At 67.8% G+C, this 16,236-nt stretch carries 14 protein-coding genes; 4 read left to right on the forward strand and 10 right to left on the reverse strand.

From position 1 onward, the window contains the following. Positions 1 to 46: 46 nt before the first annotated feature. From J2T47_RS26920 to J2T47_RS26960, 9 genes are all read right to left on the reverse strand, one after another. A complete protein-coding gene (locus J2T47_RS26920; RefSeq protein ID WP_253453492.1) occupies positions 47 to 1,192 on the reverse strand; it encodes an acyl-CoA dehydrogenase family protein in 1,146 nt (381 codons plus the stop codon). A gap of 16 nt (positions 1,193 to 1,208) precedes the next feature. After that, positions 1,209 to 1,964, reverse strand: a complete 756-nt coding sequence (locus J2T47_RS26925) for an enoyl-CoA hydratase/isomerase family protein (protein ID WP_253453703.1) — start codon at positions 1,962 to 1,964, stop codon at positions 1,209 to 1,211. A gap of 8 nt (positions 1,965 to 1,972) precedes the next feature. Beyond that, positions 1,973 to 3,031 (reverse strand): acyl-CoA dehydrogenase family protein, encoded by a 1,059-nt coding sequence (locus J2T47_RS26930; protein WP_253453495.1) that lies wholly within the window; start codon positions 3,029 to 3,031, stop codon positions 1,973 to 1,975. 4 nt (positions 3,032 to 3,035) lie between these two features. Then, positions 3,036 to 3,440, reverse strand: coding sequence for a PaaI family thioesterase (locus J2T47_RS26935; RefSeq protein WP_253453706.1), 405 nt, complete (start codon positions 3,438 to 3,440; stop codon positions 3,036 to 3,038). 47 nt (positions 3,441 to 3,487) lie between these two features. Continuing rightward, a complete protein-coding gene (locus J2T47_RS26940) occupies positions 3,488 to 4,846 on the reverse strand; it encodes an MFS transporter (protein ID WP_253453497.1) in 1,359 nt (452 codons plus the stop codon). 39 nt (positions 4,847 to 4,885) lie between these two features. Next, positions 4,886 to 5,767, reverse strand: coding sequence for a MaoC/PaaZ C-terminal domain-containing protein (locus J2T47_RS26945; RefSeq protein ID WP_253453499.1), 882 nt, complete (start codon positions 5,765 to 5,767; stop codon positions 4,886 to 4,888). Continuing rightward, complete coding sequence (locus J2T47_RS26950; RefSeq protein ID WP_253453502.1) at positions 5,751 to 7,886, reverse strand: acetate--CoA ligase family protein; 2,136 nt, start codon at positions 7,884 to 7,886, stop codon at positions 5,751 to 5,753. The genes J2T47_RS26945 and J2T47_RS26950 overlap by 17 nt, the downstream gene beginning before the upstream one ends. A gap of 111 nt (positions 7,887 to 7,997) precedes the next feature. Beyond that, complete coding sequence (locus J2T47_RS26955; RefSeq protein WP_253453504.1) at positions 7,998 to 9,149, reverse strand: thiolase; 1,152 nt, start codon at positions 9,147 to 9,149, stop codon at positions 7,998 to 8,000. After that, positions 9,146 to 9,532 (reverse strand): Zn-ribbon domain-containing OB-fold protein, encoded by a 387-nt coding sequence (locus J2T47_RS26960; RefSeq protein ID WP_253453506.1) that lies wholly within the window; start codon positions 9,530 to 9,532, stop codon positions 9,146 to 9,148. The genes J2T47_RS26955 and J2T47_RS26960 overlap by 4 nt, the downstream gene beginning before the upstream one ends. A 141-nt stretch (positions 9,533 to 9,673) precedes the next feature. On the opposite strand from J2T47_RS26960, the gene J2T47_RS26965 reads away from it, so the two are divergent. Then, complete coding sequence (locus tag J2T47_RS26965) at positions 9,674 to 10,489, forward strand: IclR family transcriptional regulator (RefSeq protein ID WP_253453508.1); 816 nt, start codon at positions 9,674 to 9,676, stop codon at positions 10,487 to 10,489. A 373-nt stretch (positions 10,490 to 10,862) separates the two neighbouring features. Further along, on the forward strand, positions 10,863 to 11,882 hold the full coding sequence (locus tag J2T47_RS26970) for a branched-chain amino acid aminotransferase (protein WP_253453510.1): 1,020 nt from the start codon (positions 10,863 to 10,865) through the stop codon (positions 11,880 to 11,882). Positions 11,883 to 12,140: 258 nt separating this feature from the next. On the opposite strand, the gene J2T47_RS26975 is transcribed toward J2T47_RS26970, so the two are convergent. Then, on the reverse strand, positions 12,141 to 14,531 hold the full coding sequence (locus J2T47_RS26975) for a hybrid sensor histidine kinase/response regulator (protein WP_253453512.1): 2,391 nt from the start codon (positions 14,529 to 14,531) through the stop codon (positions 12,141 to 12,143). 208 nt (positions 14,532 to 14,739) lie between these two features. Here J2T47_RS26975 and J2T47_RS26980 point away from each other — a divergent pair, with 208 nt between their 5' ends. Further along, positions 14,740 to 15,537 carry a hydroxymethylpyrimidine/phosphomethylpyrimidine kinase gene (locus J2T47_RS26980; RefSeq protein ID WP_253453514.1) on the forward strand — a complete coding sequence of 266 codons (798 nt, stop codon included), beginning with the start codon at positions 14,740 to 14,742 and terminating at the stop codon, positions 15,535 to 15,537. 45 nt (positions 15,538 to 15,582) lie between these two features. Continuing rightward, a complete protein-coding gene (gene thiE, locus J2T47_RS26985; RefSeq protein WP_253453516.1) occupies positions 15,583 to 16,212 on the forward strand; it encodes a thiamine phosphate synthase in 630 nt (209 codons plus the stop codon). Positions 16,213 to 16,236: the final 24 nt, after the last annotated feature.

The following is a 16,236-nucleotide window of genomic DNA, read 5'->3' on the forward strand; positions in this document are numbered from 1 at the left end:
TGATTCCTTACTGTTCGTTCGATCGGGGAGTTCGTTGCGCGCACGATCAGCTCGGCAGGCCGAGCACGGCCTTGGCCAGGATGTTGCGCTGGATTTCGTTGGTGCCGCCGTAGATGGTGGTCGGCCGCGACTGGATGAAGATGCCCGCCGGGTGCAGCTCGGCATCGTCGGCGAAGGGGTTGAGCAGCGCCGAATCCGCCCCGGCGATCTCCAGTCCCAGCTCGCTGATGCGCTGGTACAGCTCGGACTGGTGGATCTTCAGCAGGGAAACGTCCGCGCCGAGTTCCTCGCCGCGCCGCAGGCGTTCGGCGAAGCGCTCGTAGAGCGCCTTGTGGCAGTCCAGGTCCATGCTCAGTGCGGCGAAGCGCTGGGCGAACACCGGGTCGCCCCACAGGCCCTGGTGACGGGCCAGGCGCACCAGGCGCTCGAGGGCGAAGGTGGCCTGCTTTGGGGAGCCCAGGAAGATGCGCTCGAAGCCGAGCAGCGCCTTGGCCATGCCCCAGCCGTGGTTGACCGCGCCGACGAGGTTCTCTTCCGGCACGCGCACGTCGTTGAAGAACACCTCGCAGAACTCGCCCTGCAGTTCCAGGTTGAGGATCGGCCGCACCTCGACGCCCGGGCTGTCCATCGGCACCAGCAGGAAGCTGATGCCCTGCTGCGCCTTGGCGCTGCGCTCGGTGCGCGCCAGCACGAAGATCCAGTTGGCCTCGGTGCCCATGGTGGTCCAGGTCTTCTGGCCATTGATGACCCACTCGCCGTCGCGCAGCAGCGCCTCGGTGCGCAAGCTGGCGAGGTCGGAGCCGGCATTGGGTTCGCTGTAGCCCTGGCACCAGATGTCCTCGCCGCTGAGGATGCGCGGCAGGAAGCGCTCGCGCTGGGCATCGCTGCCGTAACGGATCAGCAGCGGGCCGAGCATGGTGATGCCGCTGTCGGGCAGGCGCGCGCAGCCGTAGTTTTCCATCTCCTCGATCATGATCAGCTGCTTGCCGGCGGCGAGGCCCATGCCACCGAACTGCACCGGCCAGCCGGGGCACAGCCAGCCCTGTTTCGACAGCGCCTGGTACCACTCCCAGGTGTCGTCGCGGCCCAGGCGGTGGGCCGGGTTGCGGATGCGCTGCGGGTAGTTGGCGGCGACCCAGTCGCGCACCTGAAGGCGGAATTCGTCGTCGCTCAGGGCGTTGTAATCGGTCATGTCACGGCTCTCTGGATTACTGGCCCCGAAAATTCGGGGAACGTTTGTCGAGGAAGGCCGCCTTGCCTTCGGCATGGTCGGCGCTGAGGAACAGCTGGCTCTGGAAATCGCCTTCGCGTTCGAGCAGCAGCTCCAGGCCATCGGCCAGCAGGGCCTTGGTCAGGGCCAGCGGCAGGGGCGCCTGCTGCTCCACCTTCGCGGCCAGCGCGAGGGCCGCGTCCAGCGCAGCGCCCGGTGCGCAGAGCTGGTCGACAAGACCGATGCGCAGCGCTTCCTCGGCCTCGATGACCTGGCCGAACATCAGCACCTGCCGCGCGCGGCCGACACCGATACGCGCCGGCAGGGTGTGCAGCTGGCCCAGGTCAGCGATCAGTCCGACCTTGCCGAACCCGGCTGCGAAGCGCGCCGTGCCACCGCATACCAGGCTGTCGCAGGCCAGCGCCACCGACAGCCCGGCGCCCACCGCCCAGCCTTCGATGGCGGCGATGATCGGCTTGCCCATGCGCAGCATCTGGCGGATCAGGTCGGCGTTTTTCTGCATGCGTACGCGGCCGGCGTTGAGGTCAGTGACGTGCATGTCACTGAGGTCGCCGCCAGCGCTGAAGACTTCCGCGGAACCGGTGAGGACCACGCTGCGCACGGCGGGATCGGCATCCGCTTCCCGTATCGCTTCGAGCAGCTCGGCGCGCAGCGCGGGGGACAGCGCATTGCGCCGCGTCGGATTGTTGAAGCGCAGCAGGCGCACCGAGCCGAGCGTTTCCTGCAAAAGCATCTCGCTCATCACGCCACCTCCCCGTGCAGCAGGCCGATATAGCGCGACCGGTGGAAGGCCAGCGAACCCTGGCTGTTGAGCAGCACCATGGCGCGGCGCAGGAACAGGCCGATGTCGGCCTCGTCGGTGTAACCGATGCCGCCGTGCAGCTGGATCGCCTGGCGGGTCACCAGCATGGCCGCTTCGGCGGCGCGCACCTTGGCGGTGGACACCAGGCGCTGCACCTGTGCGGCCGGCGCGCCTTCGTCCAGCGCGGTGGCCGCTTCGCCGACGATGGCGCGGGCCAGTTCGATCTGCAGTTTCAGGTCGACCATGCGGTGCTGCAGCGACTGGAAGCTGCCGATCTCGCGGCCGAACTGGCGGCGTACACCGAGGTAGTCGCGGGTCTGTTCGAAGGCTGCGTCCATCAGCCCGACCAGATAGGCCGCGCAAGCCAGTGCCGATTCGTCGAGGGCAGCGGGAGAGGCTTCGACCAGTTGCGCCGGCGAGCCGTCGAAGCGCAGGCGCGCCAGGTGGCCGCCGTCTTGAGTCGGCTCCTGGTGAACACTCAGGCCCTCGGCATTGCGCTGCACCAGGGCGAGGCCCGCATTGCATGCCACCAGCCAGGCATCAGCGGCAGCGCCCAGTGCCACATGAGCGATCTCGCCGCGCAGCTGGCCGTCATGCAGCACCGGCAAGGCAGCGCCAGCTTCATAGCCAATGCCAGCGGGCAGGATCAGCCGCTCGCCAGCCAGCAGCGCATCGCGCTCTTCAGCGGGCAGCAAGGGAGCGACCAGGCTCGCCTCGATCAGCGGTTCGGGCAGCAGGCCGCGGCCGAGTTCTTCCAGCAGCGCCGTGTACTCGCCCATGCCCAGCCCACTGCCGCCCAGCTCTTCGGCGAGGCGCAGGCCCGGCCAACCCATGGCGCAGACTTCGGCCCAGGCGTCGCGGTCGAGGCCCTGCTGCTGGAAGCGCAGGCGGCGCACCCGGCCCAGGTCGCCGCCACGCGGCACCAGGGAGGCGGCGCTGTCACGGATCATCCGCAGGCGCTCTTCGCGCTCCTCGGCCATCGCGGTGTTGTCGGTCATTTCGTCATTCCCGTGTCGGTTGAACAGTGCCGGCCGCAGCGGGCCGGTACTTGAAACTGCCGGTGGCGCTGGCAATCAGCTCGCCGGCCTCGTCGAAGATTTCCGCCGCGCAGAAGCACAGCGTGCGGGTCCGTCGCAGCACCCGGCCGACGGCGTTGATCTCGCCGCTGGTGCTGCCCATGAAATGGGTGGCCATGTCGATGGTGACCATCGAGCAACCCGGCATCTGCGCGCGGATCGCCCCGGCCATGGCGGCGTCGAGCACACTCATCAGCACCCCGCCGTGGAAGCTGCCGATGTAGTTCATCAGCTCCGGGCGGTGAGGCAGGCGCACCCGCACCACGTCGCCATCGATCCAGCGCTCCAGGCCAAGGAATTCCTGGAAGGTGAAGCGGTCGCTGGGGAACATCTCCAGTCCGCTCTCCACAGGTGGAGTGGCGGTGGCAGTCAGATCGGTCATCGAACGCTTTCCTCCGTGACGGGTTGGCCCAGAGGACGGGCGGCTCCCTGCACCGCCGTGCGCACCGGGGCGGCGGCGGGTTGCGGGCTGCGCGCCTCGCGGTTCGGGTCATACAGGCGGTTGGGGATCATCAGCGCGGGGATCAGGCCGGTGATGACGTAGGTGATGCCCATCACCAGGAAGCCCGCGCCGATGGACACGTGGGAGGCCAGCAGGCCGATGGCCGCCGGGGCCACCGCCGCGCCGATGCGGCCGAGGTTGTAGGAGGTGCCCACGGCGGCGCCGCGCACCTGGGTGGAGAAGCTCTCGGTCATGTAGGTGGCCAGCACACCCACCGGCACGCCGTAGATGAAGCCGAACAGCGCGAGGATCCAGACGATGTTGTCCGGCGTGTGCCAGAACACGATCACCGGCATGAAGATGGCGGTGCCGATGGCGCCGGCGGCGAAAGTGGCGCGGCGGCCGAAGCGGTCCGAGGCGATGCCGGCGAGCACCTTGCCGAGGATCATCGCGGTGTAGGTGCCGACCATGTAGCCGGTCATGGACTTGAAGTTCATGCCCAGCTCGCTCTCCAGGTACGAGGGCATCCAGTTGTTGGTGCCGTAGTAGCCGAACAGCAGGAAGCACGAGGTGATGCTCCAGAGCAGGAACATGCGCCGCGTCGACGGATCGACCAGCAGCTGGCGCATGCCGCCGCTGGGGGCACTCTGCTGGCGACTGCTGGCCTGCTTCGCCCGTTGCGCACGGGCCGCCAGCCAGGACGGCGACTCCGGCACCCAGGGGCGCAGCGCCAGGCAGATCAGCGCCGCGCCGATGGCGGTGAAGAACAGCGCGCGCCAGCCGTAGTCCGGGATGATCTGCCCGGCGAGGATGGTCGCCACCAGGTAACCCACGGTCCAGCCGGCCTGCATGGTCGCCAGGATGGTGGTGCGGTACTTGGCGGTGACGAACTCGGACATCAGGATGTTGCAGGCCACGAACAGCGAGCCCAGGCCCAGCGAGGAGACGAAGCGGATCAGCGCGAAGGCCCAGAAGTTGTGGGCCATCCCCAGCAGCGCGGTGCCCACGGAGAACACCAGGATGGTCCAGGTGACCACGCGCACCCGGCCGAAGCGGTCGCACGCCCAGCCGCCGTAGATACCGCCGATGGCCATGCCGGCCAGGGTGATGCTGCCCAGCGAACCGGCCTCGAAGTTGGACAGGCCGAACTCGGCCTTGAGGCTGTTCAGGCTGTAGGCGAGGAACATCAGGTCAGCGCCGTCGGCGAGCAGACCCAGGAAGCAGAAGAAGAAGGCGATCACCAGGGTCCGCCGCGGTATCGCGGCGCTCTGGGCCAAGCTGTCGGGTGCGTTCATTGTTGTTGTTCTCGCAGGTTGGTTGAGGTCGTCGTCGCGCTAGGCCCGCCCGGCTGGTTCTCCAATCTCCGGGGTCAGGCTGACGCGGCCGTTGTCCAGCACCACCACGTCGCGCTCGACGACGCGGGTGCGGAAGGAGCCGTCATTCCAGATTTCCGTACGCAGGGTTTCGCCCGGGAACACCGGCGCCGAGAAGCGCACCTGCAGGTGCGCGAAGCGCTCCGCGCGGTAGTCGGCGAAGCCGCGCAGCAGCGCGTGGAAGGCCACGCCGAGGGTGCACAGGCCATGCAGGATCGGCCGCGGGAAACCACCGCGAGCGGCCGCCGTCGGGCTGGCATGGATGGGGTTGTCGTCGCCGTTCAAGCGATAGTGCAACGCCTGTTCCGGACGGGTCGGCAGGTCGATGACCAGGTCCGGCGCCTGCTCGGGCAGGCGGTGCGGCTGGCTCAGCGACTGGCTGTCGCCGCCGAAGCCGCCGTCGCCGCGCAGGAAGGTGGTGCCGCGGGCAATCGCCAGCACCTCGCCGCTCTGCGCGTCGCTGACGACTTTCTCGCTGTAAAGCAGCGCGCCCTTGCCGGCGCCCTTGTCGACCAGGCCGGTGACGCGGGTGCGGCCAATCACTTCGCCCTCCACCGGCAGTGGCTTCAGCCACTCGATGCTCTGCTCGCCGTGGACCAGGCGCAGGGCGTCGACGCCGGTGTCCGGGTTGCCCAGCCAGAAGCCGGGATGGCCGAGCACCACAGCCATGCAGGGCAGCGCCTGGAGGTCGCGGTTGGCGTCGACGAAGGTCAGCTGGTGCTCGTCCATCGGGTCGGCGCCGAGGCCCACCGACAGCGCGTAGAAGGCGCTGTCGTGGCGGCTGAAACGCTGCCGCACTTCGGGGATCGGGTAGTTCAGCAGGTGCTCAGGATTCAGCGCCATGGGCCACCTCCTCCACTTCCAGCACCGCGTCGGCGGCCCACGCGCCCTGCCCCTCGGGCATGGCGAAGACCGGGTTGAGGTCCACCGAACGCAGGCGCGGGCCGGCCTCGGCAGCGAATTGCGAGAGCTGCGCGAGCACCCGCGACAGCGCCTTGATGTCGGTCACCGGACGACCACGGGCACCCAGCAGCAGCGGTGCCCCCTTGATGCTGCGGATCATCTGCTCGGCCTCGTCGACGCCGAACGGACAGCGGCGGAACACCACGTCCTTGAGTACTTCGACGAAGATGCCGCCGAGACCGAACACCGCCACCGGGCCGAACTGCGGGTCGCGCTGGATGCCCATGAAGCACTCGACGCCGCCCTGCAGCTGACGGGCCACCAGCACACCATCCAGACGGGCCTTCGGCGCATGGTCGGCCGCGCGTTGCAGCAGCAACTCATAGCCCTCGCGCACGGCCTGGGCACTGTCAACGTTGAGCAGCACGCCGCCGATTTCCGACTTGTGCAGGATGTCCGCCGAGGCGATTTTCAGCACCACCGGGAAGCCGATCTGCGCGGCGAAATCAGCAGCTTCCGCCGCGCTTTGCAGCACTCGCTCGGGCGCCGATTCGATACCTGCGCGCGCCAGCAACTGCTTGGCTTCGGCCTCACCGGGCGTGCTGGCCGGCAGCTCGACGCCGCCGGGTACGGGAATCTTGCGCAGCGGGCGAGCGAACGCCTCGCCCAGCTGACCCATGGCCTGGATCGCGCGCACCGCGCGAGTCGGGTCCTCGAACAGGGCGAAGCCGGCTTTCTGGTACGGCGCCAGCTCCTCGCCCTCGCCCATCACCGAGACGACGAACAGGCGGTCCGGGTGATCGGCCTTGATCCGCGCGAACTGCTCGGCCAGGCGCGGGCCGATGGAGGCGGCGGTGCCGGCCTGGGTGAAGAAGGCGATCAGCGAGCGGTAGCCGCCGTCCACCACCATGGATTCGGTGAAGTCGTGCACCAGGCTCAGGTCGTTGAGCGCCTGGGCGGTGCAGTCCACCGGGTTGAGCGGCGAGGCGTAGTGCAGGCGCTGCTTCAGGCGTACCTGGGCCGCTTCGGGCATCGGCGGCATGGCCAGGCCGACGTCCTCGGCGGCGTCGCTGACGATGATCCCGGCGCCGCCGCTGACGGTGATCATCCCCAGGCTGTTGTTCACCGGGTAGATGCGCTGGGTGGCGAGGTAGGCGATGTCCACCAGCTCCTCGGTGGTGCGCGCGCGGACCACCGCGTAGTCGGCCAGCACAGCGTCGAGCACCTTGTCATCGCCGGCCAGGGAAGCGGTGTGCGACATGGCCGCGCGACCGCCCAGCTCGCTGCGCCCGACCTTGTGCAGGATCACCGGCTTGCCAGCGCGATGGGCCGCTTCGAGGGCGGCGAGGAAGCTGTCGACGTTGCGGATGGATTCGGCGTAGGCCATCACCACGTCGATCTCCGGCGACTCCACCAGCCAGCCGATGGCATCGCCCAGGGTGACGTCGGCCTCGTTGCCGGTGGCGACGCAGATCGGCGTGCCCAGCCCGCGCTGCCGCGACAGGCCGAGCAGGTGCGCCCCGTAGGCGCCGGACTGGGTAGCGATGCCGACCCGCCCGGCCAGCGGAATGCCGCGCTCCAGGCTGGTGGAGAAGAAGGCGTAGTAGCCCAGGTTGGCGTTGAACACGCCCAGTGCGTTCGGCCCCAGCAGGCGCATGTTCGCCGCGCGGGCGGCTTCGACGATGGCGTCCTGCATGGCCACGCCTTCCTCGCCGACTTCGCTGAAGCCGGAGGAAAACACGATGGCGCTGCGCGCACCCTTGCGGCCCAGCGCCTGCACGGTCTCCAGCACCTGCGGCGCCGGCACAGCGATGATCGCCACATCCGGTGCCTCGGGCAGCGCGTCGACGCTGGCGAAGGCGGGCAGGCCCTGGATCTCGGTGCGGTTGGGGTTCACCGGCAGGATGCGCCCGGAAAAGCCGTTGCGCAGCATGTAGGCAATGGGCCGGCCGCCAATGCGGTGCGGGTCGCTGGAGGCGCCGACCACGGCCACCGAGCGCGGCTGCACCAGGGGGGTGAGGCTGGAGAAAACGGTGTGTTGCAAGTGACTCACTGACATGACGTTCCACCTGAACAAATTGCGGGTGCCGGGCGCTTGTGGCCGGCGCGAGGGCGAGCGCGTCCACGGCGGGCTGCGCGAAGCAGCCACCGGGAGCGTGGTGCCCGAATGTCAAAGCACCGCTTGGGTGCCGAGCAGTGCCGTAACCTGGCTGGACAAGGTGCCGCCGTTGCCGTGCAGCAGCGCCACGTCGGCCTTTTTCAACTGGCGATCACCGGCCTGGCGGCGCAACTGGGTGACTGCCTCGATGATCAGGAACATGCCGTACATGCCCGGATGCACGCAGGACAACCCGCCGCCGTTGGTGTTCACCGCCAGCTCGCCGCCGGGGGCGATGCGCCCGCCCTGGACGAAGCGGCCGCCCTCGCCCTTCGGGCAGAAGCCGAGGTCTTCGAGGAACAGGAGGGTGTTGATGGTGAAGGCGTCGTAGACCATCACCAGGTCGATGTCCGCGTGCGTCACACCGGCCATCTGCATGGCCCGCGGGCCACTCTCGGAAGCGGCGGTGACGGTGAGATCGGGCATCGCGACGATGGAGCGGTGCCACTGCGCGCCGGCGGCGCCGAGGAAGTAGATCGGCGCCTTGGGCAGGTCGCGCGCACGGTCGGCGCGGACCATCACGCAGGCGCCGCCGCCATCGGTGACCAGGCAGCAGTCGGCCTTGCTCAGCGGGTCGCTGACCATCCGTGCGGCGAGCACGTCATCGATGCTCAGCGGGCCACGGGCAAAGGCCTCGGGGTTGAGGTTGGCCCAGCCGCGCGCGGCCACGGCCACTTCGGCCAGGTGCTCGCGGGTGGTGCCGTACTGATGCATGTGGCGGCTGGCGGCGAGGGCGTAGGCGGTGATCGGGTGGCGCGGCTGGTAGGGCGTCTCGTGCCACTGCGGCTCGCTCATCGACACCAGCTTGCCGCCAGCGGTGCGCTGGTTGGAGCCATAGCAGATCAGCGCCGCGTCACACAGGCCGGCCTCCAGGGCCAGGGTCGCCTGCAGCAGGTGCAGCTCGAAGCTGGAGCCACCGACATTGGTGCCGTCGACGAACTTCGGCTTGATACCCAGGTATTCGCAGACCGAGAGGGTCGGGAAGGCATGAGAACTGGTGGCCGAGAACACCGCGTCGATGTCCGAGAGCTTCAGCCCGGCATCGGCGATGGCCTTCATCGAAGCCTGGCCGAGCAATTCCATGGCGCTGTAGCCGTGGGCTTCACCGATACCGGCGCTGCCGATGCCGACGATGGCGGTCCTGCCGCGCAGGACCTGGCTCATGACTGTGCCTCCGTCAGGGGCTCGAAGACGACGGCGGGGCCGCTGTCCTGCCGGGCGATGCGCGCCTTGACGCGGGTGCCGATGGGCAGGCTGAGGTGACCTTCGATGCGCGACATCATGCGCACGCCTTCGTCGAGGTCGATCAGGGCAATGTTGTAGTCACCGCTGCGGGCGCGGTTGACCGTCAGGGCATAAAGGGTGCCCAGGCCACTGGCGGGAACCCATTCCAGGTCCGTTTCGCCGCTGCCGGGCACCTGGGTGCGCGGGTAGAACACGTGCCGGCCGGTGGAGGCGCTGCGCTGCAACATGAAGCGGCCCTGGGCAAGGAAGGCGAGGTACTGCGCCTCTGGCCCTGGCATGTTGCGGTCGGGGAAATCCACCATCGAGGTTTCTCCTTTGTTCTTGTTCTGCCTTTGTTGCAAAGTGCGTTACCGCCCATGCCAAGCCAGCTTCACGGAAGCCGTTGCAGGCGTCGCAGGGTCAGAATACATTCACGATACTGAATGTCAATCAGAATACAGAATATGACCACTGAAAAGACCGTCGAAGAAGCCAGCAGCAAACGCACCGGCAGCGCCAAGGATGTCGGCGCCGTGGTGAACGCCATCCAGATCCTCCGCCACCTGGCCAACGCCGAAGGCCCCGAGGGCGCGACCGCCATCGCCCGCGCCACCGGCATCAGCCCGAGCACCACCTTCAATATCCTGCGCACGCTGAGCAACGAGCAGCTGACCTCATTCGACAACGAGACCAAGACCTACCGCCTGGGCCTGGGCCTGTCGGAGCTGGCGGTGAGCTTCATCGGCCGCAGTTACGCCGACCTGATCCAGCCGGAACTGGAGCGCCTGAGCACCAGCCATCACATCCTGATCAGCCTCTGGCAGGTCACCGACGATGCGCACATCCGCGTGATCGCCGTGTCCGCGCCGACCGTGGCGCATGTCAACGTCGCCGTGGGCTCGCGCCTGCCGGAGCTGGTAGGCGCCGCCGGGCGCTGCATCGCCGGGCTGCGCAACCTTCCCGAGGATGAACTGCGACGCCGCCTGACCCGCGTGCGCTGGGAGAATCCGCCGAGCTTCGAGGAGTACCGCCGCGACGCCGCCGCCACCCTGGAGCGCGGCTGGGCCATCGACCAGGACCACCTGTATCGCGGTGTCAGCATGGTTGCCAGCGCGATCATCGACCACGACCGCCAGCCACGCTTCATCATTTCCGGCATCGGCATCAGCGCCCAGCACGACCGCGAGAAGCTGGAGCAGATCGGGACCAGCCTGCATGAAACCGCGCGCTTCATCAGCCGCTCACTGTTCCCACAGAGCGCCACCAGCCCGGCGAAATAACCTGAAGATAATTCATCATATGAAATGACATTCATGTGAATGGATGATTTCAACGAAAACGGCAGCCCCGGCGCGAAACCGCACAGCGGCACCCCGCGCGCCGGCGCCCGTGTCGCTGCATTCCCGATGCGACTGATGGCAGCGATATTCGCCGGCAGGGGCCCACAGCCGCGCCTATCGCCGGTATCATGGCAAGTCTTGATGGAGTCCTGGCGGTGACCATCCCGCGGAGAACGATCGTTCCCGCCGCACGCCCGAATCCCTTTGCGATTCAGGCAGCCCGCCGCCAGAGCCCGCCAAACCTTCTGCCCGGATGTTCGCCGGCCTCGCAGGCTCGCGACAGCCGCAGGTAATCCCATTGAATGAGGCAACCATGGAACAGAAAGACATCGATTGGGCCACGCTCGGATTCGATTACATCAAGACCGACTTCCGCTACATCTCCCACTGGCGCGATGGTCTGTGGGACGACGGCAAGCTGACCGAAGACAACACCCTGCACATCAGCGAGGGCTCCTCCGCCCTGCACTACGGCCAGCAGTGCTTCGAAGGCCTGAAGGCCTACCGCTGCAAGGACGGCTCGATCAACCTGTTCCGCCCGGACCAGAACGCCGCGCGCATGGCCCGCAGCTGCGCCCGCGTGCTGATGCCGCAGGTGTCCGAAGAGCAGTTCATCGAAGCCTGCAAGCAGGTCGTGCGCGCCAACGAGCGCTTCATCCCCCCTTACGGCTCCGGCGGCGCGCTGTACCTGCGCCCGTTCGTGATCGGCGTGGGCGACAACATCGGCGTGCGCCCGGCTCCGGAATTCATCTTCTCGGTGTTCTGCATCCCGGTCGGCGCCTACTTCAAGGGCGGCATGAAGCCCCATGACTTCGTGATCTCCACCTACGACCGCGCCGCCCCCAACGGCACCGGCGCCGCCAAGGTCGGCGGCAACTACGCCGCCAGCCTGATGCCGGGCGCCCAGGCCAAGAAAGAAGGCTTCGCCGACTGCATCTACCTCGACCCGGCCACCCACAGCCGCATCGAGGAAGTGGGCTCGGCCAACTTCTTCGCCATCACCCACGACAACGAGTTCGTCACCCCGCGCTCCAGCTCCGTACTGCCGGGCATCACCCGCCTGTCGCTGATGCAGCTGGCCGAACAGCGCCTGGGTCTGAAAGTGGTCGAAGGCGACGTGCAGATCGACGACCTGGCCCGCTTCAAGGAAGCCGGCGCCTGCGGTACCGCAGCGGTGATCACCCCGATCGGCGGCATCCAGTACAAGGACAACCTGCACGTATTCTTCAGCCGCGAAGACGTCGGCCCGGTGACCCGTCGCCTCTACGAAGAGCTGACCGGCATCCAGAAGGGTGACGTGGAAGGCCCGCAAGGCTGGGTCGTCAAGGTCTGACCTGACAGCCCGCTAAAGAACAAACGCCGCGCTACCGGAAGGTAGCGCGGCGTTTTCATTTGGGCCGATAGAGGGGCTGCCCGCTACTACGGATACCTCTACGCTCGGGCAGGCCCTCTCCCCCACCCTCTCCCTGAAGGGAGAGGGAGCTATTCGGCGCAAAAGGATAGGACCGCGTCAGCCGGTGAATGCAGGACTATTCGCTCACTCCGAACTGTCCCCTCTCCCTTCAGGGAGAGGGGCTCTTGATCTGTCGCGTCAGGCGGGACTGGGCAGCGCCGGCTGGCACAGCAGCCAATCATGCAACAGCGCCTGCAGCTCCTCGAACTTCACCGGTTTTGCCATGTAGTCGCTCATTCCCGCGGCCAGGCAGCGTTCGCGGTCGCCGCTGTGGCTGTGGGCGGTGATTGCCAGCACCGGCAGGTCGGCGCAACGCGGCAGCGTGCGGATCGCCCGGCAGGTGGCGAAGCCGTCCATTACCGGCATCTGGCAATCCAGCAGCACGGTGTCGATGGCCTCCCGGCGAAGCAACTCGATGGCCTCGGCACCGTTGTCGGCCGTGCGCACGCGGTAGCCGAGCTTGAGCAGCATGCCGCGGATCACCAGCTGATTGATGGCGTTGTCCTCGACCACCAGCACGGTGCACTGGTCCGGACTGCGCAGCACCTGGCCACCCGCGCGACGCGGCGGCGGGGCGATGCCCTGCACCGGCTGGCCGACCTGCAGCTCCAGGGCAAAGCGGCTGCCCTGCCCCGGCTCTGATTCGTGGGTCAGCGCGCCACCCAGCAGCGCGACCAGCTTGCGGGTCAGCGCCAGGCCAATACCGAGGCCGCCGTACTCGCGGGTCAGCGACCCGTCGAGCTGGAAGAAGCGCTGGTACAGCGCGCCATCCGGCGGAGTGGAGAAACCGATGCCGCTGTCCTGCACTTCGATGCGCAGCGCCAGGCCTTCATTGTTCGGCGCACCACCCACCCGCAGGTGCACACCACCCTGGTGGGTGAACTTGATGGCATTGTCGATCAGGTAGCCCAGCGCCTGGGTCAGCTTGCCGGCATCGCCCTCGAGGGTATCGGGCAGGCTCTCGTCCAGTTGCAGGACGAAGCGCAGCCCGCGCTCTTCGGCGCGCGGCGCGTACTGCGCGCGCAGGCCATCGCACAGGCCGCGCAGGCTGAACGGCTCGCGGCGCGGGTAGAGCTTGCCGGCCTGCAGCTCGATCAGCGCGAGAATGTCGTTGACCATCCGCATCATGTCGCGCGCCGAGCCGGTGGCGGTCTTGTGGTACTGCGCCAGCTCGATGTCCATGGGCACCGTCTGCATCAGCTCCAGCGAACCGATTACCCCGCTCATCGGCGTACGCAGTTCGTGGGTGACGGTGGCGAGGAATTCGTCCTTGAGGCGGTTGCTGCTGGCCAGCTCCAGGTTCAGCTGCTCCAGTTTGCGGCTGGTTTCCTGAAGGATGCGCGTGCGCTCCTCCTTCATGGCGTTGATGCGATCCGCCAGCGCCAGCGACAGCAGGCCGACCTCCAGCGCCGAGCCGATCTGGCTGGCGTACATGGTGAGGAAGATGTTCGGCAGGAAGCCCAGCACCATCAGCGTGTTGATGACCCCGCCCAGCAGGAAGGCGCTCCAGGCGAAGATGAAGTAACGCGCCACGCGCATGCCGCGCAGCCAGGCGACGATGCCGGCGGTGAAGATCACCACGGTAAAGGCCAGCGCCAGGTAGGTGGCCAGGCGCAGGGCGATGGCGTAGCTGACGGTCAGCGCCAGCACCATCACCAGTGCGCCAACCCCCATCAGCACGCGCAGGATGCGGTCGATCCACAGGCTGTGCTCGCGGGTATGCAGGAAGCTGCGGGCGAACTGGCAGCCGAACAGGCCCGCCGAACCGATCAGGAACGGCGTGGCGGCGTTGGCCCACCAGGGATTATCGGGCCAGAAGTACTCGATGCCCGCGCCGTTGACCGAGACCTGGTAGAAGCCGAACGAGGCTATATAAAGGATGTAGTAGAGGTAGCTGGTGTCACGGACGCTGAGGAAGATGAACAGGTTGTAGATCAGCATCACCAGCAATACGCCATAGATGATGCCCAGCACGTAGATGCGCCCCGGCTGTTCTTCCAGGTAGGCCTTGGACGACCAGAGCGTCAGCGGCGCCTGGATCGAGCCCTGGCTTTCCAGGCGCAGGTAGACGCGCAGCGGCTTGCCCGGCTCCAGCTTGAGGTCGAACAGGTAGTTGTTCTGGCGGATCGGCCGACTGTCGAACGGCAGGGTATCGCCGGTACGCTGGGCCAGCTTGAAGCCGCCCTGGCCGTCGGGCAGGTAGAGGTCGAGCTTGTCCAGCGGCGGATAGGCCAGTTCCAGCAGCCAGTTGGCCGGGTCGTGCGAGGCCTGCGGCTGGTAGTCCAGATCCAGGCGCAGCCAGAACACCGAGCGCGAATAACCGGCATTGAGCACATCGCGCTCATGGTGGCGGAAACTGGCGGCCAGCGCCGGCGAACTGATCTCGGCGATATCGGCCGTGCCGCGCACGTCCTCGAAGACATCCATCGCCCGCCCCAGGGGCAGTTGCCCGACATGCTCGTCAAAGCTGATGGCGCTCGCCACTGGCGAGAGGATGAGAAGGATCAGGAAGATCAGCCAGTGCCGCATGGTGCCCCGCAGTGCCACCGACAGCCGCGCCGGAGATCCCCATCTCCCGCTTTGGCGCCCTGTGATGGCGTTGTGTTGGAATCGGCGAACTCTAGCACAGGCCTTGTGGCCCGTGGCATTCGACCATTCGGGCAGGGCGCGGCCGGGCGATGCGCATTGGACCGTTCGGTCAGCTCAGCACAGTGATTTGGTGATAAGCTCCCGCGCCATGAAAACACCTGCATCCCGTCCCGTAGTGCTCTGCCTGTCCGGCCACGACCCCAGTGGCGGTGCCGGCCTGCAGGCCGATATCGAAGCCCTGATCGCCCAAGGCTGCCACGCGGCGCCCACCGTCACCGCGCTGACCGTTCAGGATACCGTCAACGTTTCCGACTTCCGCGTGCTCGACCGCGAGTGGGTGCTGGCCCAGGCCAACGCCGTGATCGCCGACCTGCCGGTGGCCGCGGTCAAGCTGGGCATGCTCGGCTCGGTGCAGATGGTCGACACGGTCGTCGAGATCATGCAGGCCCTGCCGGGCATCCCGCTGGTCTGCGACCCGGTGCTGCGCGCCGGTGGCGGCGGCTCGCTGGGCAAGGACGACGTCGGCTTCGCCATGCGCGAACGCCTGCTGCCGATTGCCGCCGTGGCCACGCCGAACCTGCCCGAAGCACGCATTCTCGCCGAACTGCCCGAGGGCACCGCGGACGAGTGCGCCGACAAGCTGCTGCCTTATATCCAGAACCTGCTGATCACCGGCGGCCATGGCGACGAGTCCGAGGTGCACAATCGCCTGTACACCCGCGACGGCCAGCGCCACACCTTCACCTGCCAGCGCCTGCCCGGCAGCTACCACGGCTCGGGCTGCACCCTGGCGAGCACCCTCGCCGGCCGCCTGGCCCTGGGCGAGGAACTGGTGAGCGCGGTGCGCAGTGCACTGGACTACACCTGGCGCACCCTGCGCGACGCGGAAGCGCCCGGTCACGGCCAGTACGTGCCGCGCCGCCTGCCGCTGGACTTCTGCTCTTAATACGCAAGGCGCCCGCCGCAGCGGGCGCGTGAAATCGAGGTAGTGATGAAACTGCGCGGACTCTACGCCATCACCGACAGCCAGCTGCTCGACGGCGGCCGCCTGCTGCCCTACGTCGAAGCCGCCCTGAAGGGCGGCGCCAGACTGCTGCAGTACCGCGACAAGTCCGACGACGCCTCGCGCCGCCTGCGCGAAGCCGAGGCCCTGCGCGACCTCTGCGCTCGCCATGGCGCCACGCTGCTGATCAACGACGACGCCGAACTGGCCGCACGCCTGGGCGTCAGCGTGCACCTGGGGCAGACCGACGGCTCGCTGGCCGCCGCCCGCGCCCTGCTCGGCCGCGACGCAGTCATCGGCGGCACCTGCCACGCCAGCCTCGAGATGGCCGAGAAAGCCATCGCCGAGGGCGCCAGCTACGTCGCCTTCGGCCGCTTCTTCGCCTCCCGGACCAAACCCGGTGCCTCCGCCGCCAGCGTTGAACTGCTGGAACAGGCCAAGGCCCGCTTCAACGTGCCGCTGGTGGCCATCGGCGGCGTGACCCTGGATAACGCGCCGGAGCTGATCGCCCGCGGCGCCGACATGATCGCCGTGATCCACGCCCTGTTCGCCGCCGACTCACCGGCCGAAGTCGAGCAGCGCGCACGCGCCTTCAGCCAACTCTTCGAAACCCGCTGAGCGCCCACGCGCCCGGCCCTTCAC

Source organism: Pseudomonas nitroreducens (assembly GCF_024170165.1).
GTDB lineage: Bacteria > Pseudomonadota > Gammaproteobacteria > Pseudomonadales > Pseudomonadaceae > Pseudomonas > Pseudomonas nitroreducens_C.

Bases quoted from the DNA above. Each gene is read 5' to 3' on its own strand.
- J2T47_RS26930 (WP_253453495.1), bottom strand. From the start codon at position 3,031: ATGACCGACAACACCGCGATGGCCGAGGAGCGCGAAGAGCGCCTGCGG.
- J2T47_RS26970 (WP_253453510.1), top strand. From the start codon at position 10,863: ATGGAACAGAAAGACATCGATTGGGCCACGCTCGGATTCGATTACATC.
- J2T47_RS26955 (WP_253453504.1), bottom strand. From the start codon at position 9,149: ATGAGCCAGGTCCTGCGCGGCAGGACCGCCATCGTCGGCATCGGCAGC.
- J2T47_RS26920 (WP_253453492.1), bottom strand. From the start codon at position 1,192: ATGACCGATTACAACGCCCTGAGCGACGACGAATTCCGCCTTCAGGTG.
- thiE (WP_253453516.1), top strand. From the start codon at position 15,583: ATGAAACTGCGCGGACTCTACGCCATCACCGACAGCCAGCTGCTCGAC.
- J2T47_RS26935 (WP_253453706.1), bottom strand. From the start codon at position 3,440: ATGTTCCCCAGCGACCGCTTCACCTTCCAGGAATTCCTTGGCCTGGAG.
- J2T47_RS26940 (WP_253453497.1), bottom strand. From the start codon at position 4,846: ATGAACGCACCCGACAGCTTGGCCCAGAGCGCCGCGATACCGCGGCGG.
- J2T47_RS26950 (WP_253453502.1), bottom strand. From the start codon at position 7,886: ATGTCAGTGAGTCACTTGCAACACACCGTTTTCTCCAGCCTCACCCCC.
- J2T47_RS26925 (WP_253453703.1), bottom strand. From the start codon at position 1,964: ATGCTTTTGCAGGAAACGCTCGGCTCGGTGCGCCTGCTGCGCTTCAAC.
- J2T47_RS26980 (WP_253453514.1), top strand. From the start codon at position 14,740: ATGAAAACACCTGCATCCCGTCCCGTAGTGCTCTGCCTGTCCGGCCAC.
- J2T47_RS26960 (WP_253453506.1), bottom strand. From the start codon at position 9,532: ATGGTGGATTTCCCCGACCGCAACATGCCAGGGCCAGAGGCGCAGTAC.
- J2T47_RS26975 (WP_253453512.1), bottom strand. From the start codon at position 14,531: ATGCGGCACTGGCTGATCTTCCTGATCCTTCTCATCCTCTCGCCAGTG.
- J2T47_RS26965 (WP_253453508.1), top strand. From the start codon at position 9,674: ATGACCACTGAAAAGACCGTCGAAGAAGCCAGCAGCAAACGCACCGGC.
- J2T47_RS26945 (WP_253453499.1), bottom strand. From the start codon at position 5,767: ATGGCGCTGAATCCTGAGCACCTGCTGAACTACCCGATCCCCGAAGTG.